The following is a 21,152-nucleotide window of genomic DNA, read 5'->3' on the forward strand; positions in this document are numbered from 1 at the left end:
GACCGCGCCGACTGCTTCGATGACCCCCCACCCGACCCGTCCGAACCCCCGCGTCGCCCGACGTCCGACGTTCTGACCCGAGGAGCCCTTCTTGGCCTGCGACTTGTGGCTCGTCCCGCTCGTCGATGTGCTGTGCCACAGCCCCGACAACCCCTTCGCGGAGGAACTCGCCGCGTACGACAAGGCACTGACCGACGCGGGACTGCCGACGGTCCCCGTCTACGCGTACATGCCGGGCCTGTCCGGCGACGTGGCACCGGTCGCGGGCTTCGACTACGACGCGCTGCATTTCCTGCGGCGCGCGTACCTGCTGCGCGTCTGCGGCCTTGAGGTCACTCCGGTCGACGAACTCGGCGGGGACTACGAGCAACTCCTGGAGATGTTCGACGCGACGGCCCAGCAGTCGCACCTGGTGTGGCACTACGACCACGCCGGGGCGTACGTGCCCGTGGACTTCCCCGCGCCGCTCGCCAACGACGAGCTGCTCGCCGGCGGGGGCCCGCTGGGCTCCTCCCAGGCGCTCCTGCGCGAGCTGGAGTTCGTGGCGCCGTCCATCGGCATAGACCCCGCGAACCCCCCGCTGCCCCCGGCCCCTCCCCAGTCCCCCACGACCCTGGAGGAGCCGGCCCCCGCGCCGCCCCACGACCCGAGCCCCTTCGCCCGCGAGCGCCACGTGTGGCTCGGCCTCCACGCGGCGACGACGCGCAGCCTGGCCCAGGGCTCGATGATCATCTACAGCTAGCCGCCCTGCCCCGGCGCGGCTCGGGTGCCCGCTAGCGCGGCTCCGGCGGCCGCTGCCGCGGCATGTTCGGCCGGGCCCCGGGGGGCAGGGGGAAGCGCCCGGGGGCCCCGCCGGGCTCGCGGGCGGGGCCGGGGGCGGGTCCGCCCCCGCCGGTCTGCATGGCCAGCGGCGCGGACCCCGCGCGGAACTCCACCATCCAGTCCACGGTCTCGGCCCGCACCAGCTCCGTCACGTCCTCGGAGAACCGCCGAAGGACCCCCAGGCACCGCTCCGCCGCCTCGCTCGCGGTCCCCTCCGCGGGCCCGAGCACCTCCCGCACGCTCTCCGAGGCCCAGTCGAACTGGAGCACCTGCAACCGCCGCTGCACGGCCTGCGCGGTGGCGACGTCCCGCATCCACCCCGACGTGAACCCGAAGTACCGGTCGCATCCCACGCACGCGACCCCGGCGAGCAGCGAAACGAATCCCCACGTGGCCACCCCGCCCGCCGCCCCCGTGAGGTCGAGCAGCGGAAGCACCCCGGCCCCGAGCGCCCCGAGCGCGGCGCCGCCGCGCAGCAGGCGGGCCCCGCGCCGCTTGCGGACGCGGTCGCGCAGGTACCACCCGGCGGTGTCGAGAGCGCCCCGCTCCACCCACCGGTACAGCTCGTCGAGCCGCGCCGCGGGCTCGCCCCAGTCGCCCGTGGGGAACTCCCGGCCGCCCGGGGCGCCCCCGAGCCCGCCACCCGCGCCGCCCGGCGCCCCCGCCCCTGCCTCGTGCCCGTCATGGGGCACCCCCTCAGGCTGCATCTCCGGCTGGTGGTGGCTCACCCGGCACTCCCTCGGCTTCCGCATAAGTTCCGCATAAGTGACGCAACGTAATGGACGGTGCCTCTGCGCGAGCACAAGTCCTACCGCCCAATGGGTGGCTATGCGGCCGTTTTCACGGCTTTTCCGCCTGGAAGGGGTGCTTGATCAGGTATAGGAACACCGCCGATCTCACCCGAAAGAGTGCCGCCGGGAGTGCCGGGGCGCTCGCCCCCGTCACCACGTAGGCTCGTGCCAGGCGTCAACACGCCCGACAAGCACGTCGTACGCACTCGATGGACACCAGGAGCTGATCGTGATCCCCGGTGGTGGACAGCCCAACATGCAGCAGCTGCTCCAGCAGGCCCAGAAGATGCAGCAGGACCTCGCCCAGGCGCAGGAGGAGCTGGCGCGCACGGAGGTCGAGGGCCAGGCGGGCGGCGGCCTCGTCAAGGCCACGGTCACCGGCTCCGGTGAGCTGCGCGCCCTCGTGATCGACCCGAAGGCGGTCGACCCGGAGGACACCGAGACCCTCGCGGACCTCGTCGTGGCCGCCGTGCACGCGGCGAACGAGAACGCGCAGGCGCTCCAGCAGCAGAAGCTCGGCCCGCTCGCCCAGGGCCTGGGCGGCGGCGGCATCCCCGGCCTGCCGTTCTAATCGCCGTTACCTTCAAAGTCGCCCGGCGGCCAACTACGGTACGTATCAAAGCCCCCTGACCCCCGAACACTGACCCCGGAAACCCGCAGGAAAGGCAGTCCGTTGTACGAAGGCGTGGTCCAGGACCTCATCGACGAATTGGGCAGGCTGCCCGGCGTCGGTCCCAAGAGCGCGCAGCGGATCGCCTTCCACATCCTCCAGGCGGAGCCGACGGACGTACGGCGTCTCGCGCATGCGCTCCTTGAGGTGAAGGACAAGGTCCGCTTCTGCGCGACCTGCGGGAACGTGGCTCAGGAGGAGCTGTGCGCCATCTGTCGCGACGCCCGTAGGGACCCCTCCGTCATCTGTGTGGTGGAGGAGCCCAAGGACGTCGTGGCGATCGAGCGGACCCGCGAGTTCCGGGGGCGGTACCACGTACTCGGCGGCGCCATCAGCCCCATCGAGGGCGTGGGCCCCGACGACCTGCGCATACGGGAACTCCTCGCGCGCCTCGCCGACGGCACGGTCACCGAGCTGATCCTGGCGACGGACCCGAACCTGGAGGGCGAGGCCACGGCGACGTACCTCGCGCGCATGATCAAGCCGATGGGCCTGAAGGTCACCCGCCTGGCCAGCGGACTCCCTGTCGGGGGAGATCTGGAATACGCGGACGAGGTCACCCTGGGCCGCGCTTTCGAGGGGAGACGACTCCTAGATGTCTAAGTCACCTGAGCCGCAGCCGAAGACGCTGGTGCACGCCGCGTCCCAGGACCCGGACGACTTCGCGGTCCAGATCTCCGACCAGATCGAGAGCTTCATCGTCGCGGTCACGGAGGTCGCCAGGGGCGACGAGCCGGACTCGGCCGTCCCCTTCCTGCTCCTGGAGGTCTCCCAGCTCCTGCTTGCCGGGGGCCGCCTCGGCGCGCACGAGGACATCGTCCCCGACGAGCGCTACGAGCCCGACCTGGGCCCGGAGGGCGACGTGGACGAGCTGCGCGAGCGCCTGGCCGCCCTCCTCGACCCGATCGACGTCTACTCCGAGGTCTTCGACCCGTACGAGCCGCGCAAGGCCCCGGTCGCCTGCCGCATCTCCGACGACCTGGCCGACGTCGTCACCGACCTCCGCCACGGCCTGGCCCACTACCGCGAGGGCCGCACCACGGAGGCCCTGTGGTGGTGGCAGTTCTCCTACTTCTCCAACTGGGGCGCCACGGCGTCGGCGTCCCTGCGCGCCCTCCAGTCCCTGGTCGCGCACGTCCGCCTGAACCAGCCCCTGGAGGACCTCAACGGCCTCGACACCGACCAGGACCTCGCGGACGAGACCCTGGAAGAGGCCGCGGGCAAGGTCATGGCCGAGGAGATCGCGGGCCCGCTCGGCCTGCGGCCCGTGCAGTAGCAGGCCCTGCGCCAGGCGCCCCGGCGGGGCCCGCGCGGCCCCTGTGACCCACCCCACTTTCCGGAGTGCTCCGCTCCACAGCGGGCAGTGGAGTCCCCGGAGCGGCCGGAGGACAGGGAGCCCCGCCGGGTGATCACGACGTGAGCGGGACATCTCACGATCTGATACTCCCGGGGCGCGATTCGGCCGCTCGTTAGACTGAGCCGACCGCCATGGGCGGGAAGAGACTTTACTGAGCGAGGAGCGCACGTGGGCCTTGTCGTGCAGAAGTACGGAGGCTCCTCCGTAGCCGATGCCGAGGGCATCAAGCGGGTCGCCAAGCGCATCGTCGACGCCAAGAAGAACGGCCACCAAGTGGTGGTCGTGGTGTCGGCCATGGGTGACACGACGGATGAGTTGATCGATCTTGCCGGGCAGGTGTCACCGATCCCTGCCGGGCGCGAATTCGACATGCTGCTGACCGCCGGAGAGCGGATCTCCATGGCCCTGCTGGCCATGGCGATCAAAAACCTGGGCCACGAGGCCCAGTCGTTCACCGGCAGCCAGGCCGGTGTCATCACCGACTCGGTCCACAACAAGGCCCGGATCATCGATGTGACGCCGGGCCGCATCCGGACCGCGCTCGACGAGGGCAACATCGCCATCGTCGCCGGTTTCCAGGGCGTGAGCCAGGACAAGAAGGACATCACGACCCTGGGCCGCGGCGGTTCCGACACCACCGCCGTCGCCCTCGCCGCCGCGCTCGACGCCGAGGTCTGCGAGATCTACACGGACGTGGACGGCGTCTTCACCGCCGACCCGCGCGTCGTGAAGAAGGCCCGGAAGATCGACTGGATCAGCTTCGGGGACATGCTGGAGCTGGCCAGCTCCGGGTCCAAGGTGCTGCTCCACCGCTGTGTGGAGTACGCACGCCGCTACAACATCCCGATCCACGTGCGGTCCTCCTTCAGTGGACTGCAGGGCACGTGGGTCAGCAACGAACCGCAAGGGGACCGCAAGGTGGAGCAGGCGATCATCTCTGGTGTCGCGCACGACACGTCCGAGGCCAAGATCACGGTCGTGGGCGTGCCGGACAAGCCGGGCGAGGCCGCCGCGATCTTCCGCGCCGTCGCCGACGCCGAGATCAACCTCGACATGATCGTGCAGAACGTGTCGGCCGCCGCGACGGGCCTCACCGACATCTCCTTCACGCTGCCCAAGGCCGAGGGCCGCAAGGCCATCGACGCCCTGGAGAAGACGAAGGCGGGCGTCGGCTTCGACTCGCTGCGCTACGACGACCAGATCGCGAAGATCTCCCTGGTCGGCGCGGGCATGAAGACGAACCCCGGCGTCACCGCCACGTTCTTCGAGGCGCTGACGGACGCGGGCGTGAACATCGAGCTGATCTCGACCTCCGAGATCCGCATCTCCGTGGTCACCCGCGCCGAGGACGTCAACGAGGCCGTGCGCGCCGTGCACACCGCCTTCGGCCTCGACTCCGACTCGGACGAAGCCGTGGTCTATGGAGGCACCGGGCGATGAACCGCAAGCCGACGCTCGCGGTCGTCGGGGCGACCGGGGCCGTCGGCTCGGTGATGCTCCAGATCCTGTCGCAGCACGCCGACATCTGGGGCGAGATCAGACTCGTCGCCTCCCCGCGCTCGGCCGGCCGCAAGCTGGCCGTGCGCGGGGAGCAGGTCGAGGTCCTCGCGCTGAGCGAGGACGTCTTCACGGGCGTCGACGTCGCCATGTTCGACGTGCCCGACGAGGTGGCGGCCCAGTGGGCGCCCATCGCCGCCTCGCGGGGTGTCGTCGTGGTCGACAACTCCGCCGCCTTCCGGCTCGACGCGGACGTCCCCCTGGTCGTGCCGGAGGTCAACCCGCACGCCGCGCGCGTACGCCCGCGCGGCATCGTCGCCAACCCGAACTGCACCACCCTCTCGATGATCGTGGCGCTCGGCGCGCTGCACGCCGAGTTCGGCCTGCGGGAGCTGGTGGTGTCCTCGTACCAGGCCGTCAGCGGGGCCGGGCGGGACGGCGTCGACACGCTGCGGCGCCAGCTCAGGCTCGTCGCGGACAGCGAGCTTGGCACCGGGCCCGGCGACCTGCGCCGCGCCGTCGGCGACGACACCGGGCCCTTCCCTGAGCCGGTCGCGCTGAACGTGGTGCCCTGGGTCGGTTCCGTACGCGACGACGGCTGGTCGTCGGAGGAGATGAAGGTCCGGGACGAGTCCCGGAAGATCCTCGGCCTGCCGGACCTGAAGGTCGCGGTCACCTGCGTCCGGGTGCCGGTCGTCACGACGCACTCGCTGACCGTCCACGCGCGCTTCGAGGACGAGGTGACGGTCGCGCGCGCCCGCGAGATCCTCGCCACCGCGCCCGGGGTCGTCCTGTTCGACGACCCCGCGTCCGGCGAGTTCCCGACGCCCGCCGACGCCGTCGGCACCGACCCCACCTGGGCCGGACGGCTCCGGCGCGCCCTGGACGACCCGGCCGCGCTCGAACTCTTCGTGTGCGGGGACAACTTGCGCAAGGGCGCCGCCCTGAACACGGTGCAGATCGCCGAGCTGGTGGCGGGGGAGATCCCGGCCGGCTGACCGGCCTTCCCCCGAGGGCGGCTCTCGGGGCAGACCCGGCTGCCCGAAAGGCTCCCCGAAGCGGAGCGACCTGTAGGACCTGTGTAAGTTCGGTGTCCGATCTCTGGTCCAGACCGCTTGAACTGGGGCGTCCGCGCGTTCGAAGATTCGGCTTCCGGCCGCTGCAACCGACCGGGCGGCGTAGGCGTCTTCGCCCTCGCCCTCCGGTGGGCGGCCTGAACGCTGCGAAAAGCAATTGGGGCATAGGGGAAGAGCTGGTACGCATGGGGGCTTTTGACGCACCGTGGAGAGCGGTGCCTGTGAGGCACGTCGCGCTCGCGGTGCCGAACGCCATGCCTGACGCGTACAACCCTGATGGGGGGAAGCGTGTCCAACAGGCGTGGCAGAGGTACTCGAATTCACCGCGAGCGGCGCGGCGGCACTACGACCGTCCCGCCGTCCTCGCGTACCCGGCGGCATGCCGGTGATCGCCCCCATGCCCGTGACGCGGCCCGCCCGCATTCCGACGCAGCGCGAGGGCGATGAGGTGGCCGTGACCGCGGGCACCACCGTCGACCACCTCACCGAGACCTATCGCGCCCACTACCGGTCGCTGCTCGGACTCGCCGCCCTGCTCCTCGACGACACCGCGTCCTGCGAAGATGTCGTGCAGGAGGCGTTCATCCGCGTCCACTCCGCGCGCAAGCGCGTCCGCGACCCCGAGAAGACCCTCGCGTATCTGCGCCAGACCGTGGTGAACCTCTCCCGGTCCGCGCTGCGCCGGCGCATCCTCGGCCTGAAGCTCCTCACGAAGCCGATGCCCGACATGGCGAGCGCCGAGGAGGGCGCGTACGACCAGCTGGAGCGCGACGAGCTGATCAAGGCCATGCGCGGCCTCCAGCGCCGCCAGCGCGAGGTCCTCGTCCTGCGGTACTTCGCGGACATGACCGAGGCCCAGGTCGCCGAGACGCTCGGCATATCGCTCGGCTCGGTCAAGGCCTACGGCTCGCGCGGCATCGCCGCCCTGCGGGTCGCCATGGAGGCCCCGGCATGAGCGGAGCGGGCGGCATGGGCAAGCACCACGAGCACGAGCACGACGCTGGGAACGACACGGTGAAGCACGGCCCGGTCGACGGCGACCGCCTCGACCACGACCACGAGGCACGGGACGCACCCGACGCACCCGACGCACCTGACGTACGAGATGTACGGGATGTATCGGATGTACCGGATGTCACGGAGCAGCTGCGCGGGCTCGGCCGGCTGACCGCTGTCGACGGCGGCGGCTCCCCGTTCTCCGGCTTCGGTGGCTCCGGTGGCTCCGGCGGCGGCTTCGGCGGTGGCGGCTTCGGTGATCCCGACGAGCCCCGTGGCCTCGCCGACGACGAGCTGGCGCTGCGGCGTTTGCTGCGCACCGCCGTCCAGGACATCGAGCCCGCCGACGCGGCCCTGGAGAAGCTCCGGCACGCCGTGCCCACCCGCAGGGCCCGCAAGCGCCAGGCCTTCGTCGGCGCGGCCGCCGTCGTCCTCTTCGCGGCCACCGCCGTGCCCGCGCTCGTGCACGTCACCCGCTCGTCCGACGACTCCGACGCGCGTCCTTCCATCGCCGGCGCGGGCAGGAGCCAGCACAGCCAGGACGGCGGCAGCGAGGGCAAGGACCCCGGCCGCCCCGGCAAGGAGACCGGCGGCGGCAAGGAGAAGAAGAAGGAGAAGAGCGACAAGGACAAGGGCGAGAAGGGCAAGGAGAAGGGCAGCAAGGACAGGGGCGAGACGGGCAGGGGCGGCGCCACCGGCGGCACCGAGCCCGACGACCAGGGCACCGACGCCGTCACCTCGCCCACCTGCGACGCCTCCCAGCTCGGCAACGCCTCCGGCTCCGTGGGCCCCGCCGACGCCGACGGCAAGGTCTACGGCACCTTCCGCGTCGCCAACGTCTCCGGCAGCAGCTGCACGGTCGAGAACGCGGGCGCCGTGGCCGCCACCGCGCAGGGCGCGGCCAGCCCCTCGGCCATCACCGTCGTCGACCACACCCCGGGCGACGGCACCGGCCTGCCCGACCCGGCCCAGGAGGCCAGCTCGCTCGTCCTCAAGCCCGGCGCGTCGTACGAGGTGCGCTTCGCCTGGGTGCCCTCGGCGCAGTGCCCGTCCGACGGCGGCGAGCCCTCGCCGAACCCCTCCCCGACCGACGGCGGCGCGGGCGGCTCCGGCTCCGAGGGCGGCACCGGGGAGAGCGGCGGCCCGACCACCCAGCTGCTCGGCGAGGAGGGCACCAAGGACGGCAGCGTCGCGGTGTCCCTCACGGCGGAACCGGGCGCCCCGTCGGCGGACGCGACCGTGGCGAACGCCTGCTCGGGCACGGTGTACAAGACCGGGGTGCTCCCGGCGCAGTAGCGCCCCCGGGCCCCCGGGCGCCCCGGCCCGCCCCCGCCGGCCTCGGCCGCTCTCAGGCGGTGGAGCGCTGCGGAGCCTCCGGCTCCGGCGCGAGGCCCAGCTCGGCGTCCCGGGCGAACTCCCGCTCGCGCCGGAAGAGCCGGAACCACATGAAGACCACGAACCCCGCGAACACGAACCACTCGCCCGTGTAGCCCAGGTTCTGGAACGCCTTGATGTCCAGGCCCGAGTCCTCCGGCGCCGCCGCGGGGACCGGCCGCAGGCCGTCCGTGCCCTTGTCGAGCGTGACCCAGGCGTCGTACACGTCGTCCGGTACGAGGTTCACGAGGGACGCCGCGCTGATCATGCCGACCTGGCCCGTGGGCAGGCCGCCCGCCGTCCGTACGCCGTCCGAGCTGGGGCTCTCCGAGGCCTGGAGCGCGCCGGTCACGGTGACCTCGCCCTTCGGCGGCGCGGGCGCCTTGTCCGCGTCGGCCTTGCCGGGCAGCCAGCCGCGCACCACCGGCAGCGACTTGCCGCCGTCGGTGCGCAGCAGCGTGAGGACGTAGTACCCGCTGCGGTCGTCCAACGTGCGGTCCGGGACGAGGAGTTGCTTGCCGTACCGGCCGGTGGCCGTCGCCCGCTCGCCGGACGTCTCCCGGTCCACGGGCAGGAGCCCTGCCAGCGGCCGCGCCTTCGCGCTCGTGTCGACGGCGGTCTGCTTCTTGGCGTCCTCGTGGTCCTGCACGCGGTCCTCGAAGCGGCCGAGCTGCCAGGAGCCCATGAACAGGCACAGGGGGATGGCCAGCGCGACGAACACGTTGATCCCCCACCAGCGGGGGGTCAGCAGGAACCGGTACACGCCTCCCACGGTACGGGGCGCCCCGGGGACGGCTTCCCCCGGGGCGCCCCGCCGGGGCTAGGGCAGGTGGCGGGCGGCGAAGTCCAGCTCAAGGGCGACCTGCTTGATGCGTTCGTCGACGACGAGGGAGCCGTGGCCCGCGTCGTAGCGGTACACCTCGTGGACGGCGTCGCGCTGCGCGAGGCGCTCCACGTAGTTCTCCACCTGGCGGATGGGGCAGCGGGGGTCGTTCACCCCCGCGGAGATGTAGACCGGGGCCTTGACCGCGTCCACGTACGTCAGCGGGGACGAGGCCTCGAAGCGCTCGGGCACCTCCTCCGGCGTCCCGCCGAACAGGGTGCGGTCCATCGCCTTCAGGGCCTCCATCTCGTCGTGGTACGCCGTCACGTAGTCCGCCACGGGGACCGCGGCGAGGCCGAGTGCCCAGGCGTCCGGCTGGGTGCCGAGGCCGAGGAGCGTGAGATAGCCACCCCAGGAGCCGCCGGACAGGATCAGCCGCTCCGGGTCCGCGAGGCCGGAGGCGACGGCCCACTCGCGCACCGCGGCGATGTCCTCCAGCTCGATGAGCCCGACGCGGTGCTTGAGGGCGTCCGTCCACGCGCGGCCGTATCCCGTGGAGCCGCGGTAGTTGACCCGCACGACCGCGTACCCGTGGTCGACCCAGGCGGCCGGGCCGGCCGCGAAGGAGTCGCTGTCGTGCCAGGTGGGGCCGCCGTGCACCTCGAAGACCGTGGGCAGCGGGCCCTTCGCGCCCGCGGGCTTCTGGACCAGGGCGTGCACGCGGCCGCCGGGGCCCTCCACCCACGCGTCCTCCACGGGCACCGACGCGGGCGCCTTCATGCCGGGCGGGTCCAGGACGACCCGGCCCGAGGTGGAGCGCAGGACGGGCGGCTCCGCGGCCGACGACCACATGTACTCCACGGTGCCGTCGGGGCGGGCCGTCGCGCCGGACACCGAGCCGCGCGGGGTCTCCACACGGGTCAGCTCACGCGTGGCCAGGTCGTACCGCCACAGGTCGCCGCGGGCCTCGAAGCCGTGCGCGACGAGCAGCGCCGAGCCGTCCGGATACCACTCCGCCGACACGTCGCCCGGCAGGTCGATGGCCAGGTCCGTCTCCTCGCCCGACGCCACGTCCCACACCATCGGCTCCCAGCGGCCCCGGCGCTGGTGGCCGACCAGCAGCCGCGTGTCGCCCTCGACCGGCGCGAAGCCGAGGGACTCCAGGCCAAGCTCGACCTCGCCGCCCTTGGTGTCGTCCAGGTCGGCGACCACCGAGCCGTCCAGGCGCAGGACGCGCAGCGCGGAGTGCATCGCGTCGCCGTGCTCCGTGTGCTCGACGACGATCAGGGAGCCGTCGTGCGAGAGGTCGCCGACGCCCGCGGACTCGCGGTGCCGGTAGATCTCGACGGGCTCGGCGCCGGGGGCCGCGTCCGGGCCGACGACGTGGATCGTCGAGCCGTCCTCGTCCGTGGAGCGGCCCACCACGACCGTGCGGCCGTCCCTGCCGAGGGCGAGACCGGCCGGATACGAGGGGGCGAGGCCGGGCACGGCCGCCTCGTCGGCCCCGCCGGTGAAGGGCTGGCGGCGCCACACGCCGAACTCGTCCCCGTCCTTGTCGTCGAACCACCAGATCCACCGGCCGTCGGGGGAGAGGAGGCCGTCCGTCGTGCCGTTCGCCCGGTCGGTGACCTGACGCTGGGCGCCGGTCGCGCGGTCCCAGGCGTACAGCTCGTACGTCCCTGTCGCGTTCGACACGAACAGGGAGCGGTCCGGGGCGTCCTCGGCCCAGTCCGGAAGGGACACGCGGGCCGCCCGAAACCGCTTCTCCCACTCAGGCGCCCCGCCACCTCCTACGCCGCTCCCGGCCCCCGCGCCGCCCTCGGCCCCTGCGTCCACCTGTTTGCCCGTCTCACTCATGGCCCCATAGTGCCTCGCCCTCTCCGTAATCCGCTGGCGAGGGTCCCCAGCCTGTGGATAACTTTCGGGCATGTACACACCGAACCCCGCCGACTGGCGCGAGTCCAACCGGCGCCGCTGGGACGAGCGTGTGCCGATCCACCTGGCCAGCGACTACTACGACCTCGCCGCCTTCCGCGCCGGCAAGGACCCGCTGCGCGACTTCGAGCGGGCCGAGATCGGCGACATCACCGGCCGCTCCCTGCTGCACCTCCAGTGCCACATCGGCCTCGACACCCTCTCCTGGGCGCGGCACGGCGCCGCCCGCGTCGTCGGCCTCGACTTCTCCGAGCCCGCCGTGGAGGCCGCCCGCGGCCTCGCCACCGAACTCGGGCTCACCCCGGACCGGGCGGCGTTCGTCGCGGCCGACGTGTACGACGCCGCCGAGGCCGTGCCCGACACCTCGTACGACATCGTCTACACCGGCGCGGGCGCCCTGTGCTGGCTGCCCGACATCCGGCGCTGGGCCGAGACCGCCGCCGCACTCGTCGCGCCCGGCGGTTTCCTCTACCTCGCCGAGTTCCACCCCCTCACGGACGTCCTCGACGACGCCACCGGTACGCGGATCGAGCACGACTACTTCGCGCGTGACGCGTGGGTCGACGAGGGGCCCGGCGGGTACGCCGACGGGGACGCCGTCACCGTCCACAACCGCAGCGTCGAGTGGCAGCACCCCGTCGGCGAGGTCGTCACGGCCCTCGCGCAGGCGGGCCTGCGCGTCGACTTCCTGCACGAACACGACGTGACCCTCTTCCGGCGCTTCGCCGCGCTCGAACCGCGCGACGGGCTCTACCGCTACCCGGCCACGAGTCCGCGCGTACCCCTGATGTACTCCCTGAAGGCCAGCCGGGCCTGACCGTCAGGCCGGGTGCATCCAGGCTTCCCTCGGGGGCGCCCCGAACTCGCCGAGCTTCGTGCACGACCACGCCCGCAGCACCTCGTGCGCGGTGCCGCCGCCGGCCGCCGCGAGCGTCGTGACGACGACGTCCGTGCCGTGCCGGGCGAGCAACAGGTCCCGCATGCGCGTCGCGACGCGCCTGCGGCGGTGCTCCGGCAGCACCATCAGCTCCACGAGCAGGAACAGGCGTCCTGCCGCGGCCGCGCCCGTCGCCGCCGGCGGCAGGACGTCGCGCAGGGCCGTGAAGTCATGGGCTTCCGGGGTGGCGCGGTAGCCGTACAGGCAGCCGACCAGGCCCGTGGCGGAGTCGGCCGCGACCATGTCGAAGTCCCGCTCCTGCACGTGGCGTTCGAACCTGGCCAGGAAGGTGCGGCGTGCTTCCGCGTTGCTTTGGTGCGGGTTGCTTTGGTACGCGCCGCTTTCGTTCGGGCTGCCTGTGTACGCGCTGCTTCCGTACGGGCTGCTCTGATACGGGGCTTGCCCGAACCCTTGGCCCTCAGCGCGGCCGGGGCGTGCTTGGCCTTGGCTCTGGCTCTGGCCGCGACCGTGGCCCTGGCCCTGGCTGTGACCGTGGTCTTGGCCCTGGTTCCGGGTCTGTTCGTGGCTCGCCGTGTACACGGTTGCCACGTCCTCGCGTTGCTGCTCCGCCTGCCAACGTGACAGCCGCCGCAAGAACACCTCTGCCATGCGCGCCTCCCCCTGCCTGGGTGAGCATGGTGACAGCACGAGCCGCCGCGCGGAACCTGCCCCGACACCTCGCCCGGCCCCGCCGCTGCCGCCGATGCCTACCCCGAAGCCCCGCCCACACCCCGCCGGCCCCTCCACCCGTACCTGCCCCAGCGACTTGGCCGGGCCCGGCCTGGCGGCTGCGGCCCGTCGCGCACCTCCCCCGCCGCTACCGCGCCGGGATCTCTCCCACCCGCCCACCCGTGCCTGGCCCGGTGACAGGGCTGGGCCCCGACCTGGCGGCTGCGGCCGGTCGCTCGTCTGCCCCGCCGCTACCGCGCCGGGGTGCCTCCCGCCCACCCACCCGTACCTGCCCCGGCGGCCTGGCCGGGCCCCGGCCTGGCGGCTGCGGCCGGTCGCTCGTCTCCCCGGTCGCTTTCGCGGCGGGTTGTCTCTCACCTGCCCGCCCGTTTCCTGGCCCGATGGCTTGGTTGGGCCCCGCCCTGGAGGCGGCGGATCGCTGTGCAACTGCCCGCCAGATGCTTCCCACCCACCCGTCCGCGCCAGCCTCGGCGACATGGGCTGGGCCCTGACCCAGCGGTTGCGGTCCTCTGCCCGCCACCGCCTGTTCCTGCCTGATGGCTTGGTCGGGCCCCGGCCTGGCGGCTGCGGGTCGCTGCCCAACTTCCCGCCCACCCATCCGTGCCTGTCTCGGTGGCATGGGCTGAGCCCTGACCTGGCGGCTGCGGCCCATCTCCCGCCCTGGTGCTGACGGGTTGCCCCTCACTTGCCCCGCTCACGAACAGGGGCGGGCGGGGAGATCAAGCCCGTCCGGCGTTTGAGGACGAGGCCGCAGGCCGACGGGGGCGGGTGGGGGGGGGAGAAGACCCGGCCGGTGGACCGGGGTGACACAGGCGGGGCCTCGGGGCACCCCAGGCAGGCCCGCCCCCGGGCGAAAGAACGGGCCTCCGCCGGAGTGGCCGGCCCGCGCGCCGCCAGGTCGGGGCCCGGCCACGCCGCCGGGGCAGGAACGGGCGGGCGGGTGGGAGGGAAACCGCCGCGGTAGCGGCTCGGCCTGTCCCGGTCCGCCGGAGGCGGGAGGCCGCGCTTGCCCATGGGCCCTGCCCCGGGTGTGAGCCGGCGCGGTTGGGGGGAGTGAAATCCGGTGGCCGGGCACCCCTCCGCAAGGGAGGAAGGACGGTGGCGGGGCAGGCCTCCAGGGGGACGGGAGAGCCGGTGGTCGGACTCCCCTCCGCCGGAAGGTGAGTACAGGCGCGGGGCTCTCCCCTTCAGGGCAGGGAAGCACAGTGGTGGGGCTCCCCTCCGGGAAGTGCAGGAAAGCACGGCAGAGGGCTCCCCTTCGCAGAGCGGGGAAGCACGATGGTGCGGCCCCCCGGGGAGGGCAGGAAAGCACGAGGGCGCGCCCCCCTCAGGAGAGAGCCGGGCGCAGGCTTCGGTGGGTTCGGCTTCGGGTGGGGGCGGTAGGGGCTACGGTGAGCGGCGGAGTGGGGGCGGAGGAGCCGATGGGGCAGCAAAGCGCGGGCGGCGGACAGCAGTTGACGCGGCTGCGTCTCGACGAGCTGCTCGAGGAGCTGGCGGCACGCATCGGCACGGTACGCGGCACCCGCGACCGCCTGCACAGCCTCCTGGAGGCGGTCCTGTCGGTCGGCAGGGAGCTGGACCTCGCGCAGGTCCTCAGACGGATCGTGGAGACGGCGGTCGCCCTCGTGGACGCCGAGTACGGCGCGCTCGGCGTGATCGGGCAGGGGCGCATGCTGGACGAGTTCCTGCCGGTGGGCATCAGCGACGAACTGCGCGCGCAGATCGGTGACCTGCCCTCGGGCCACGGCCTCCTCGGGGAGCTGATCCGCAACCCGGAGCCCATGCGGCTCGCGGAGCTGTCGGAGCACCCGGCGTCCTCCGGTTTCCCCGAGCACCACCCGCCGATGCACTCCTTCCTGGGCGTACCGATCCGCGTACGGGACAAGGTCTTCGGCAACCTGTACCTGACGGAGAAGCACGGCGGCGCCGAGTTCGACGCCGAGGACGAGTCGGTGCTCTCGACGCTCGCCGTCGCCGCCGGCGTGGCCGTGGAGAACGCCCGCCTGTACGAGGAGGCCCGGCTGCGCGAGCGCTGGCTCCAGGCCAGCGCGGAGGTCACCAGCGCCCTGCTCTCGGGCGCGCCCCAGGCCCAGGTCCTGGAGCTGATGGCCGAGCGGGCCCGGGAGCTGACGTCGGCGGAGCTGGGGGTGATCGAACTGGTCGGCGGGGACGGCGAGTTGCGCGTCGTCATCGCCATCGGCGAGCACGCGCAGGCCCACCGGGGCGCGACCCTGCCGCGCCAGGGCACCTTCGCGGGCGCCGCCCTCGACGCCCAGGCCCTGGTGTCCGCGACCGACGTACGCGAGGACCCGCGGGTGACGTACAAGGCGGACCGCTGGGAGGGCCTGGGGGCGGCCGTGGCGGTGCCCATGAGCACGCGGGACGACGTACGGGGTGTCCTGCTGCTCGCCCGCAGGGCCGGGCGCCCCGGCTTCTCGGCGACGGAGACCACGCCCCTGACGGGCTTCGCCGGGCAGGCCGCGCTCGCCCTCGAACTCGCCGACCGGCGGCACGACGCCGAGCAGATGAGCCTCCTGGAGGACCGCGACCGGATCGCCCGCGACCTGCACGACCTGGCGATCCAGCGGCTCTTCGCGACGGGCATGACGCTCCAGAGCGTGCAGCGCTTCGTCGAGCACCCCGGCGCGGCGGAGCGGCTGCGCCGGGCCGTCGACGACCTGGACGCCACCATCAAAATCATCCGTTCCACCATCTTCGGCCTGCGCGACCACGAGGCGCCCGGCGGCGCGGCGGGCCTGCGCGTGCGCGTGGTGCGGGCGATCGAGGACGCGGCCGGGGCGCTCGGCTTCACGCCCGCCCTTCGGATGGAGGGCCTGATCGACACGGAGGTGCCGCGCGAGGTCGCCGACGACGTCATCGCCGTACTGAACGAGGCGCTCGCCAACGTCGCCCGGCACGCGCGGGCCCATCGCGCCGAGGTCGCCCTCGCGGTGCGCGACGGCACGCTCGAACTCGCCGTGGTCGACGACGGCGTGGGCATCGCGCGGCCCGGGGAGCCCGCGCCCGAGCCCATGGACGCGCAGCACGGCGCGGGCCTGCGCAACCTCGCGGAGCGGGCCGCGCGCCTCGGCGGGGTGCTCGGGGTGCGGGCGGGGGAGCGGCGAGGCACCCGCCTGGAGTGGCGCGTGCCACTGCGGGCCACGCCCTAGGGCACGGGCCGCAGGGTCTGGGGCCTGCCCGCGTCAACGGTCCCCGCGCCGCGGCGCCTTGGCCGGTGGCACCTGGGCCGCCAGGACCGCTGCCTGGACCCGGCGCTCCACGCCCAGCTTCGCGAGCATGCGGGAGATGTGGTTCTTGACGGTCTTCTCCGAGAGGTAGAGCCGCTCGCCGATCTGCCGGTTGGTGAGGCCCTCGCCCACGAGGGTGAGGATGCCGCGCTCCCGGTCGTTGAGGGCGGCGATGCGCGCGTCCTCGGGCGGCGGCTCCTCCTCGGGGCCGCGCAGGGACCGCATGAGCCGGGCCGTCGTCGCCGGGTCGAGCAGCGACTGCCCGGACGCGACGGTCCGTACGGCCGTGACGAGGTCGGAGCCCTTGATCTGCTTCAGCACGTACCCGGCCGCGCCCGCCATGATCGCGTCGAGCAGCGCGTCCTCGTCGTCGAACGACGTGAGCATCAGGCAGGCGAGCCGCGGCATCAGCGAGCGCAGTTCGCGGCAGACCGTGATGCCGTCGCCGTCGGGGAGGCGGACGTCGAGCACCGCCACGTCCGGGCGCAGCGCGGGCCCGCGCACCAGCGCCTGCGCGCCGGTTCCCGCGTCGCCGACCACCTCGATGTCGGGCTCGCCCTCCAGGAGGTCGCGCAGCCCGCGGCGGACGACCTCGTGGTCGTCCAGGAGGAAGACCCGGATGGGGGCCTTCGGCTCCGCGGGCGGTCGTTCCGCCGCGGCGGGTGTGTTCATCGCTGCCCCCTGCCTTCGCCGCGTTGGCCGCGATCTTTCGCGGCCCTTACGAGGGTGACGGTAAGGGCTTACTCCTGCCAGGGGCCGAACGGCCCACCGCGGCGGCAAGGGGGGTACCGTCCGGCCCCGGGCGGGGGCCGGTCGGCCCTCGCGGTACCCCTCCCCGGCAGGGCATCTTGGTCCCGGGGGGAGCCCATGGCCCAGGTCCCGGCGCCCGAGGCGGCGACGCCGATCCGGGACCGTCACCAGGTGCGGCACGGCTGAGGACGTGGCAGCGGACACCGCACCCCGCCTGCGCGGCCGCAGGGGAGCGGCCGCGCAGGCGCATGGCGCGCACGGCTGTGCGGCCGCGCGGGCGCCCGCCGCCCCCGGCCCCGACAGCGGCCTCTGATAGCTTCCCGGAAAGGCAAAGGGAGGCGAAGCGCATGTCATTGGATCCCCTCATAGAGCACAGCTTCGTCTCTCTCCTGGGCATCGTCTTCCTCGCCATGATCGTCGTCACGGCGGCCGTGGCGTACGTCTGGATGTGCGTGGTCAGGAACCGCCCCGGCCTGTCGACGGGCCTGCGCGCCGGCGCCTTTCTGCTCGCGGCGGGCGCCACCGGGGTCTACGCCTGGGGAGCCCTCCAGTTGCTGCGCCTCGACATGACCGAGCACGAGCAGGCCTGCCGGCGGGCCGTGGGCGCCGCCCGCGCGGGGCGCATCGACGGGTACGAGGCCACGTACTTCCCGCTGCGGTTCGGCTGCCACGTCGCCGGCGACGGTACGTACACCGCGGGGGTGCCCGGCTGGCTCAACCCGGCCGCCCTCGGCCTCGTGCTCGCCGCGGCCGCCCTCGCGGTCGCCGCCACGGCCGCCTCGGCCGACGTCCGGCGGGCGTGCGTCCGCCGCGCCCGCGCGCTGACGTGGGCCCCGCCCGGCGCCCACTCCTGAACCGGCCCGCACGGGACGGGCCCCGGGGCGCCCCGCGAGGGCCCGGCGCGGCCCCAGTAGAGTGCGCCTCCGTTGCCCCCGAACCCCGAGGAACCACGCAGTGACCCGCCCCCGCCCCGCCCCGCCCGCCGTCACCGTCGTCGGGCTCGGCGCCGACGGCTGGGCCGGGGCCCCGGCCGCGGCCCGGGACGAACTGCGCGCCGCGGACGTCCTGATCGGCGGCCCCCGGCAGCTCGCGCTGCTGCCGCCGGAGTGCGCCGGGGAGCGGATCGCCTGGCCCTCGCCGCTGCGGCCCGCCGTGCCGGGCCTCCTCGCCGCGCACGCGGGCCGCAGGATCGCCGTGCTCGCGAGCGGCGACCCGATGTTCTACGGGATCGGGCGCGCCCTCACCGAGGAGCTGGGGCCCGGCGCGCTGCGCGTCCTGCCGCACCCCTCCTCCGTGTCGTACGCCTGCGCCCGGCTCGGCTGGCCCCTGGAGGACGTCGAGGTCGTCACGCTCGTGGGCCGCCCGGCCGCACGGCTCGCCGCGGCCCTGCACGACGGGCGCCGCCTGCTCGTCCTCAGCGCGGGCGCCGCGACCCCGGACGAGGTCGCGGCCCTGCTGCGGGACCGCGGCTTCGGGCCGAGCCGGATGCGGGTCCTGGAGCAACTCGGCGGCCCGGCGGAGCGGATGACCGACCCGGCCACCGCCGACACCTGGGCGCTGCCGCACGGCGACCCCCTCAACGTCGTCGCCGTCGAGTGCCGGCGCGCCCCGGACGCCCTGCGCCTCGGCGCGGTGCCCGGCCTGCCGGACGCGGCGTACGAGCACGACGGACAGCTCACCAAGCGGCACGTCCGCGCCGCCACGCTCGGCGCGCTCGCGCCCGCCCCGGGCGAACTCCTGTGGGACGTCGGCGGCGGCTCAGGGTCGATCGCCGTCGAATGGCTGCGGACCCACCCCTCGTGCCGGGCCCTCACCGTCGAGCGCGACCCCGTACGCGCCGAGCGCATCGGCCGCAACGCCGAGCGGCTCGGCGTGCCGGGCCTCCGGGTCGTCACGGGTGCCGCACCCGCCGCGCTCGCCGGACTGCCCCGGCCCGACGCCGTGTTCATCGGCGGCGGGCTCACCGCCCCCGGGCTGCTCGACGCCTGCTGGCGGGCGCTGCCCGAAGGGGGCCGCCTCGTCGCCAACACCGTGACGCTGGAGTCCGAGGCGCTGCTCGCCGCCGCCCGCCGGCGCCACGGCGGCGACCTGGTGCGGCTCGCCGTCGCCCACGCCGTGCCCGTCGGCGGCTTCACCGGCTGGCGCCAGGCCATGCCGGTGACCCAGTGGGCCGTACAGAAGACAGCAGACGCAAGCGGGACTTCGGGAGCAGACCTATGACCGTGTACTTCATCGGCGCCGGACCCGGCGCCGCCGACCTCATCACGGTGCGCGGCGCCCGGACGCTCGCCTCCTGCCGGGTCTGCCTGTACGCGGGCAGCCTGGTGCCCCGCGAACTGCTCGCCGAATGCCCGCCGGGCGCCCGCCTGGTGGACACCGCGCAGCTCACCCTGGAGGAGATCGTCGCCGAGCTGACGCGCGCCCACGAGGAGGGGCACGACGTGGCCCGGCTGCACTCCGGTGACCCGTCGGTGTTCAGCGCGGTCGCCGAGCAGATGCGGCGCCTCGACGCGGCGGGCGTGCCCTACGAGGTCGTCCCCGGCGTGCCCGCCTTCGCCGCCGCCGCTGCCGCCCTGAAGCGGGAGCTGACCGTGCCGACCGTCGGCCAGACCGTGATCCTCACCCGGATCGCGCAGCGCGCCACGGCCATGCCCGAGGGCGAGGACCTGGCGACGCTCGGCCGCAGCGGCGCGCTGATCGTGCTGCACCTGGCGGCCGGTTACGTCGACCGCGTGGTCGGGGAGCTGCTGCCGCACTACGGCGCCGACTGCCCCGCCGCGGTCGTCGCGTACGCCTCGCGCCCCGAGGAACTGGTCCTGCGCGGGACCCTCGACGAGATCGCCGCGAAGGTGAAGGCCGCGGGGGTCGTGCGGACTGCCGTGATCATGGTGGGGCGGACGCTGGGTGCCGCGCAGTTCCGTGACAGCCACCTCTACTCTGCCGAGCGCGATCGGCATACCTGCTGAGCGCTTCGCCGGTGTGCCGCGGTTCGGCGTCTGGCGGCTGCGGGTTCGTCGTGGCTTGTCGCGCAGTTCCCCGCGCCCCTTAGGGTGCTTCGGACAGGCCCGACCTTCCCACCACCGCTCCCGCGCGGTCGATGCAGATGACGTCCACCGTCACCGGGGCGCCGCGCAGCACCGCCAAGGCCTGGTCGCGGGCCTCCACGGCCACCAGGTCGCCCAGGGGGACGCCTGCCGCCGCGCACAGCTGGAGCGCGGCGAGGCCGGTGTTGGCGTCCGCCACCCGTGCGGCCAGGTCCTCGTCGGCGCCGCCGCGGCGGGCCAGGGCCGCGAGGAAGCCCTTGTCGACCTGGGAGCGGGCCGAGTGCAGGTCGAGGTGGCCCGCGGCCAGCTTGGACAGCTTCGCGAAGCCGCCGCAGACGGTCAGGCGGTCCACCGGGTGGCGGCGGACGTACTTCAGGACGGCACCCGCGAAATCACCCATGTCGAGCAGGGCGTCCTCGGGCAGGTCGTACTCGGCGACGACCGTCCGCTCCGACGTCGACCCGGTGCACCCGGCGACGTGCGTGCGCCCGGCCGCCCGCGCCACGTCCACGCCCCGCCGGATGGAGTCGATCCACGCCGAGCAGGAGTACGGCACGACGATGCCGGTGGTGCCGAGGATGGACAGGCCGCCGAGGATGCCGAGACGCGGGTTCCAGGTGGAGCGGGCGATCTCCTCGCCGTGGTCGACGGAGACGGTGATCTCCACGTCGCCGCTGCCGCCGTGCGCCGCCGCGACCCGCGCGACGTGGTCCCGCATCATCTGCCGGGGCACGGGGTTCACCGCCGGTTCGCCCACGGGCAGCGGCAGGCCGGGGCGCGTGACCGTGCCGACGCCGGGGCCCGCCCTGAAGACCACCCCGGACCCGGCGGGAAGCCGCCGCACCGTGGCCCGGACGAGCGCGCCGTGCGTGACGTCGGGGTCGTCGCCCGCGTCCTTCACGACCCCCGCCATCGCCTGGCCGCCCCCCAGCTCCTCGGCCGCGAGCGCGAAGGACGGCGTCTGCCCCTTGGGCAGGGTGATCGTCACGGGGTCGGGGAACGCGCCGGTCAGGAGCGCGGTGTACGCGGCCGTCGTGGCCGCCGTCGCACAGGCCCCGGTGGTCCAGCCGGGCCTGAGGCCGGTGTGCTTGAGTTGGGCGCCGCGGCCGCCCTTGGCCTCGCTGCTCATGCCTCGCTCTTCC

At 73.9% G+C, this 21,152-nt stretch carries 20 protein-coding genes; 14 read left to right on the forward strand and 6 right to left on the reverse strand.

What is annotated here, in order from left to right:
* The first annotated feature begins 91 nt into the window (after positions 1–91).
* Positions 92–742, forward strand: a complete 651-nt coding sequence (locus AC07GB_RS16105; RefSeq protein ID WP_478845748.1) for a hypothetical protein — start codon at positions 92–94, stop codon at positions 740–742.
* 31 nt (positions 743–773) lie between these two features.
* Here AC07GB_RS16105 and AC07GB_RS16110 read toward each other — a convergent pair whose 3' ends face one another.
* Positions 774–1,529: an SLATT domain-containing protein gene (locus tag AC07GB_RS16110; protein WP_478846078.1), complete on the reverse strand. Its 756-nt coding sequence runs from the start codon at positions 1,527–1,529 to the stop codon at positions 774–776.
* A gap of 313 nt (positions 1,530–1,842) precedes the next feature.
* Between AC07GB_RS16110 and AC07GB_RS16115 the strand changes: the two genes are divergently transcribed.
* The 7 genes from AC07GB_RS16115 (at position 1,843) to AC07GB_RS16145 (ending at position 8,505) form a co-directional block, all read left to right on the forward strand.
* Positions 1,843–2,184 carry a YbaB/EbfC family nucleoid-associated protein gene (locus AC07GB_RS16115; protein WP_478845750.1) on the forward strand — a complete coding sequence of 114 codons (342 nt, stop codon included), beginning with the start codon at positions 1,843–1,845 and terminating at the stop codon, positions 2,182–2,184.
* A 102-nt stretch (positions 2,185–2,286) separates the two neighbouring features.
* Positions 2,287–2,886, forward strand: coding sequence for a recombination mediator RecR (recR, locus tag AC07GB_RS16120; protein ID WP_478845752.1), 600 nt, complete (start codon positions 2,287–2,289; stop codon positions 2,884–2,886).
* Entirely contained in the window at positions 2,879–3,559 is a 681-nt protein-coding gene (locus AC07GB_RS16125) for a DUF5063 domain-containing protein (RefSeq protein WP_478845754.1), read from the forward strand. The genes recR and AC07GB_RS16125 overlap by 8 nt, the downstream gene beginning before the upstream one ends.
* A 249-nt stretch (positions 3,560–3,808) precedes the next feature.
* Positions 3,809–5,080: an aspartate kinase gene (locus tag AC07GB_RS16130; RefSeq protein ID WP_030682780.1), complete on the forward strand. Its 1,272-nt coding sequence runs from the start codon at positions 3,809–3,811 to the stop codon at positions 5,078–5,080.
* On the forward strand, positions 5,077–6,135 hold the full coding sequence (locus AC07GB_RS16135; protein WP_478845756.1) for an aspartate-semialdehyde dehydrogenase: 1,059 nt from the start codon (positions 5,077–5,079) through the stop codon (positions 6,133–6,135). Before AC07GB_RS16130 ends, AC07GB_RS16135 begins: the two co-directional genes overlap by 4 nt.
* 379 nt (positions 6,136–6,514) lie before the next feature.
* Positions 6,515–7,168 carry a SigE family RNA polymerase sigma factor gene (locus tag AC07GB_RS16140; protein WP_078869075.1) on the forward strand — a complete coding sequence of 218 codons (654 nt, stop codon included), beginning with the start codon at positions 6,515–6,517 and terminating at the stop codon, positions 7,166–7,168.
* Positions 7,165–8,505, forward strand: a complete 1,341-nt coding sequence (locus tag AC07GB_RS16145; protein ID WP_478845758.1) for a hypothetical protein — start codon at positions 7,165–7,167, stop codon at positions 8,503–8,505. Before AC07GB_RS16140 ends, AC07GB_RS16145 begins: the two co-directional genes overlap by 4 nt.
* 52 nt (positions 8,506–8,557) lie before the next feature.
* Here AC07GB_RS16145 and AC07GB_RS16150 read toward each other — a convergent pair whose 3' ends face one another.
* Complete coding sequence (locus tag AC07GB_RS16150; protein WP_478845760.1) at positions 8,558–9,346, reverse strand: SURF1 family protein; 789 nt, start codon at positions 9,344–9,346, stop codon at positions 8,558–8,560.
* Between the two features lie 57 nt (positions 9,347–9,403).
* A complete protein-coding gene (locus AC07GB_RS16155; protein WP_478845762.1) occupies positions 9,404–11,263 on the reverse strand; it encodes a S9 family peptidase in 1,860 nt (619 codons plus the stop codon).
* Between the two features lie 70 nt (positions 11,264–11,333).
* On the opposite strand from AC07GB_RS16155, the gene AC07GB_RS16160 reads away from it, so the two are divergent.
* Entirely contained in the window at positions 11,334–12,158 is an 825-nt protein-coding gene (locus AC07GB_RS16160) for a class I SAM-dependent methyltransferase (RefSeq protein WP_478845764.1), read from the forward strand.
* 3 nt (positions 12,159–12,161) lie between these two features.
* Here the strand turns inward: AC07GB_RS16160 and AC07GB_RS16165 are convergent, their stop codons facing one another.
* On the reverse strand, positions 12,162–12,542 hold the full coding sequence (locus AC07GB_RS16165; protein WP_478845766.1) for a hypothetical protein: 381 nt from the start codon (positions 12,540–12,542) through the stop codon (positions 12,162–12,164).
* Positions 12,543–14,389: 1,847 nt separating this feature from the next.
* Here AC07GB_RS16165 and AC07GB_RS16170 point away from each other — a divergent pair.
* Positions 14,390–16,138, forward strand: a complete 1,749-nt coding sequence (locus AC07GB_RS16170) for a sensor histidine kinase (protein ID WP_478845768.1) — start codon at positions 14,390–14,392, stop codon at positions 16,136–16,138.
* Between the two features lie 33 nt (positions 16,139–16,171).
* Here AC07GB_RS16170 and AC07GB_RS16175 read toward each other — a convergent pair whose 3' ends face one another.
* A complete protein-coding gene (locus AC07GB_RS16175) occupies positions 16,172–16,888 on the reverse strand; it encodes a response regulator (protein ID WP_478845770.1) in 717 nt (238 codons plus the stop codon).
* 268 nt (positions 16,889–17,156) lie between these two features.
* Between AC07GB_RS16175 and AC07GB_RS16180 the strand changes: the two genes are divergently transcribed.
* From AC07GB_RS16180 to cobM, 4 genes are all read left to right on the forward strand, one after another.
* Positions 17,157–17,279: a hypothetical protein gene (locus tag AC07GB_RS16180; protein ID WP_478845772.1), complete on the forward strand. Its 123-nt coding sequence runs from the start codon at positions 17,157–17,159 to the stop codon at positions 17,277–17,279.
* A gap of 34 nt (positions 17,280–17,313) precedes the next feature.
* Positions 17,314–17,820, forward strand: coding sequence for a hypothetical protein (locus AC07GB_RS16185; protein ID WP_478845774.1), 507 nt, complete (start codon positions 17,314–17,316; stop codon positions 17,818–17,820).
* A 100-nt stretch (positions 17,821–17,920) separates the two neighbouring features.
* Positions 17,921–19,186, forward strand: coding sequence for a precorrin-6y C5,15-methyltransferase (decarboxylating) subunit CbiE (cbiE, locus tag AC07GB_RS16190; protein WP_478845776.1), 1,266 nt, complete (start codon positions 17,921–17,923; stop codon positions 19,184–19,186).
* Entirely contained in the window at positions 19,183–19,932 is a 750-nt protein-coding gene (gene cobM, locus AC07GB_RS16195; RefSeq protein WP_478845778.1) for a precorrin-4 C(11)-methyltransferase, read from the forward strand. The genes cbiE and cobM overlap by 4 nt, the downstream gene beginning before the upstream one ends.
* A gap of 79 nt (positions 19,933–20,011) precedes the next feature.
* On the opposite strand, the gene AC07GB_RS16200 is transcribed toward cobM, so the two are convergent.
* Entirely contained in the window at positions 20,012–21,139 is a 1,128-nt protein-coding gene (locus AC07GB_RS16200) for a cobalt-precorrin-5B (C(1))-methyltransferase (RefSeq protein ID WP_478845780.1), read from the reverse strand.
* Positions 21,140–21,152 lie beyond the last annotated feature (13 nt).

It is taken from the genome of Streptomyces sp. NPDC045778, from assembly GCF_056431945.1.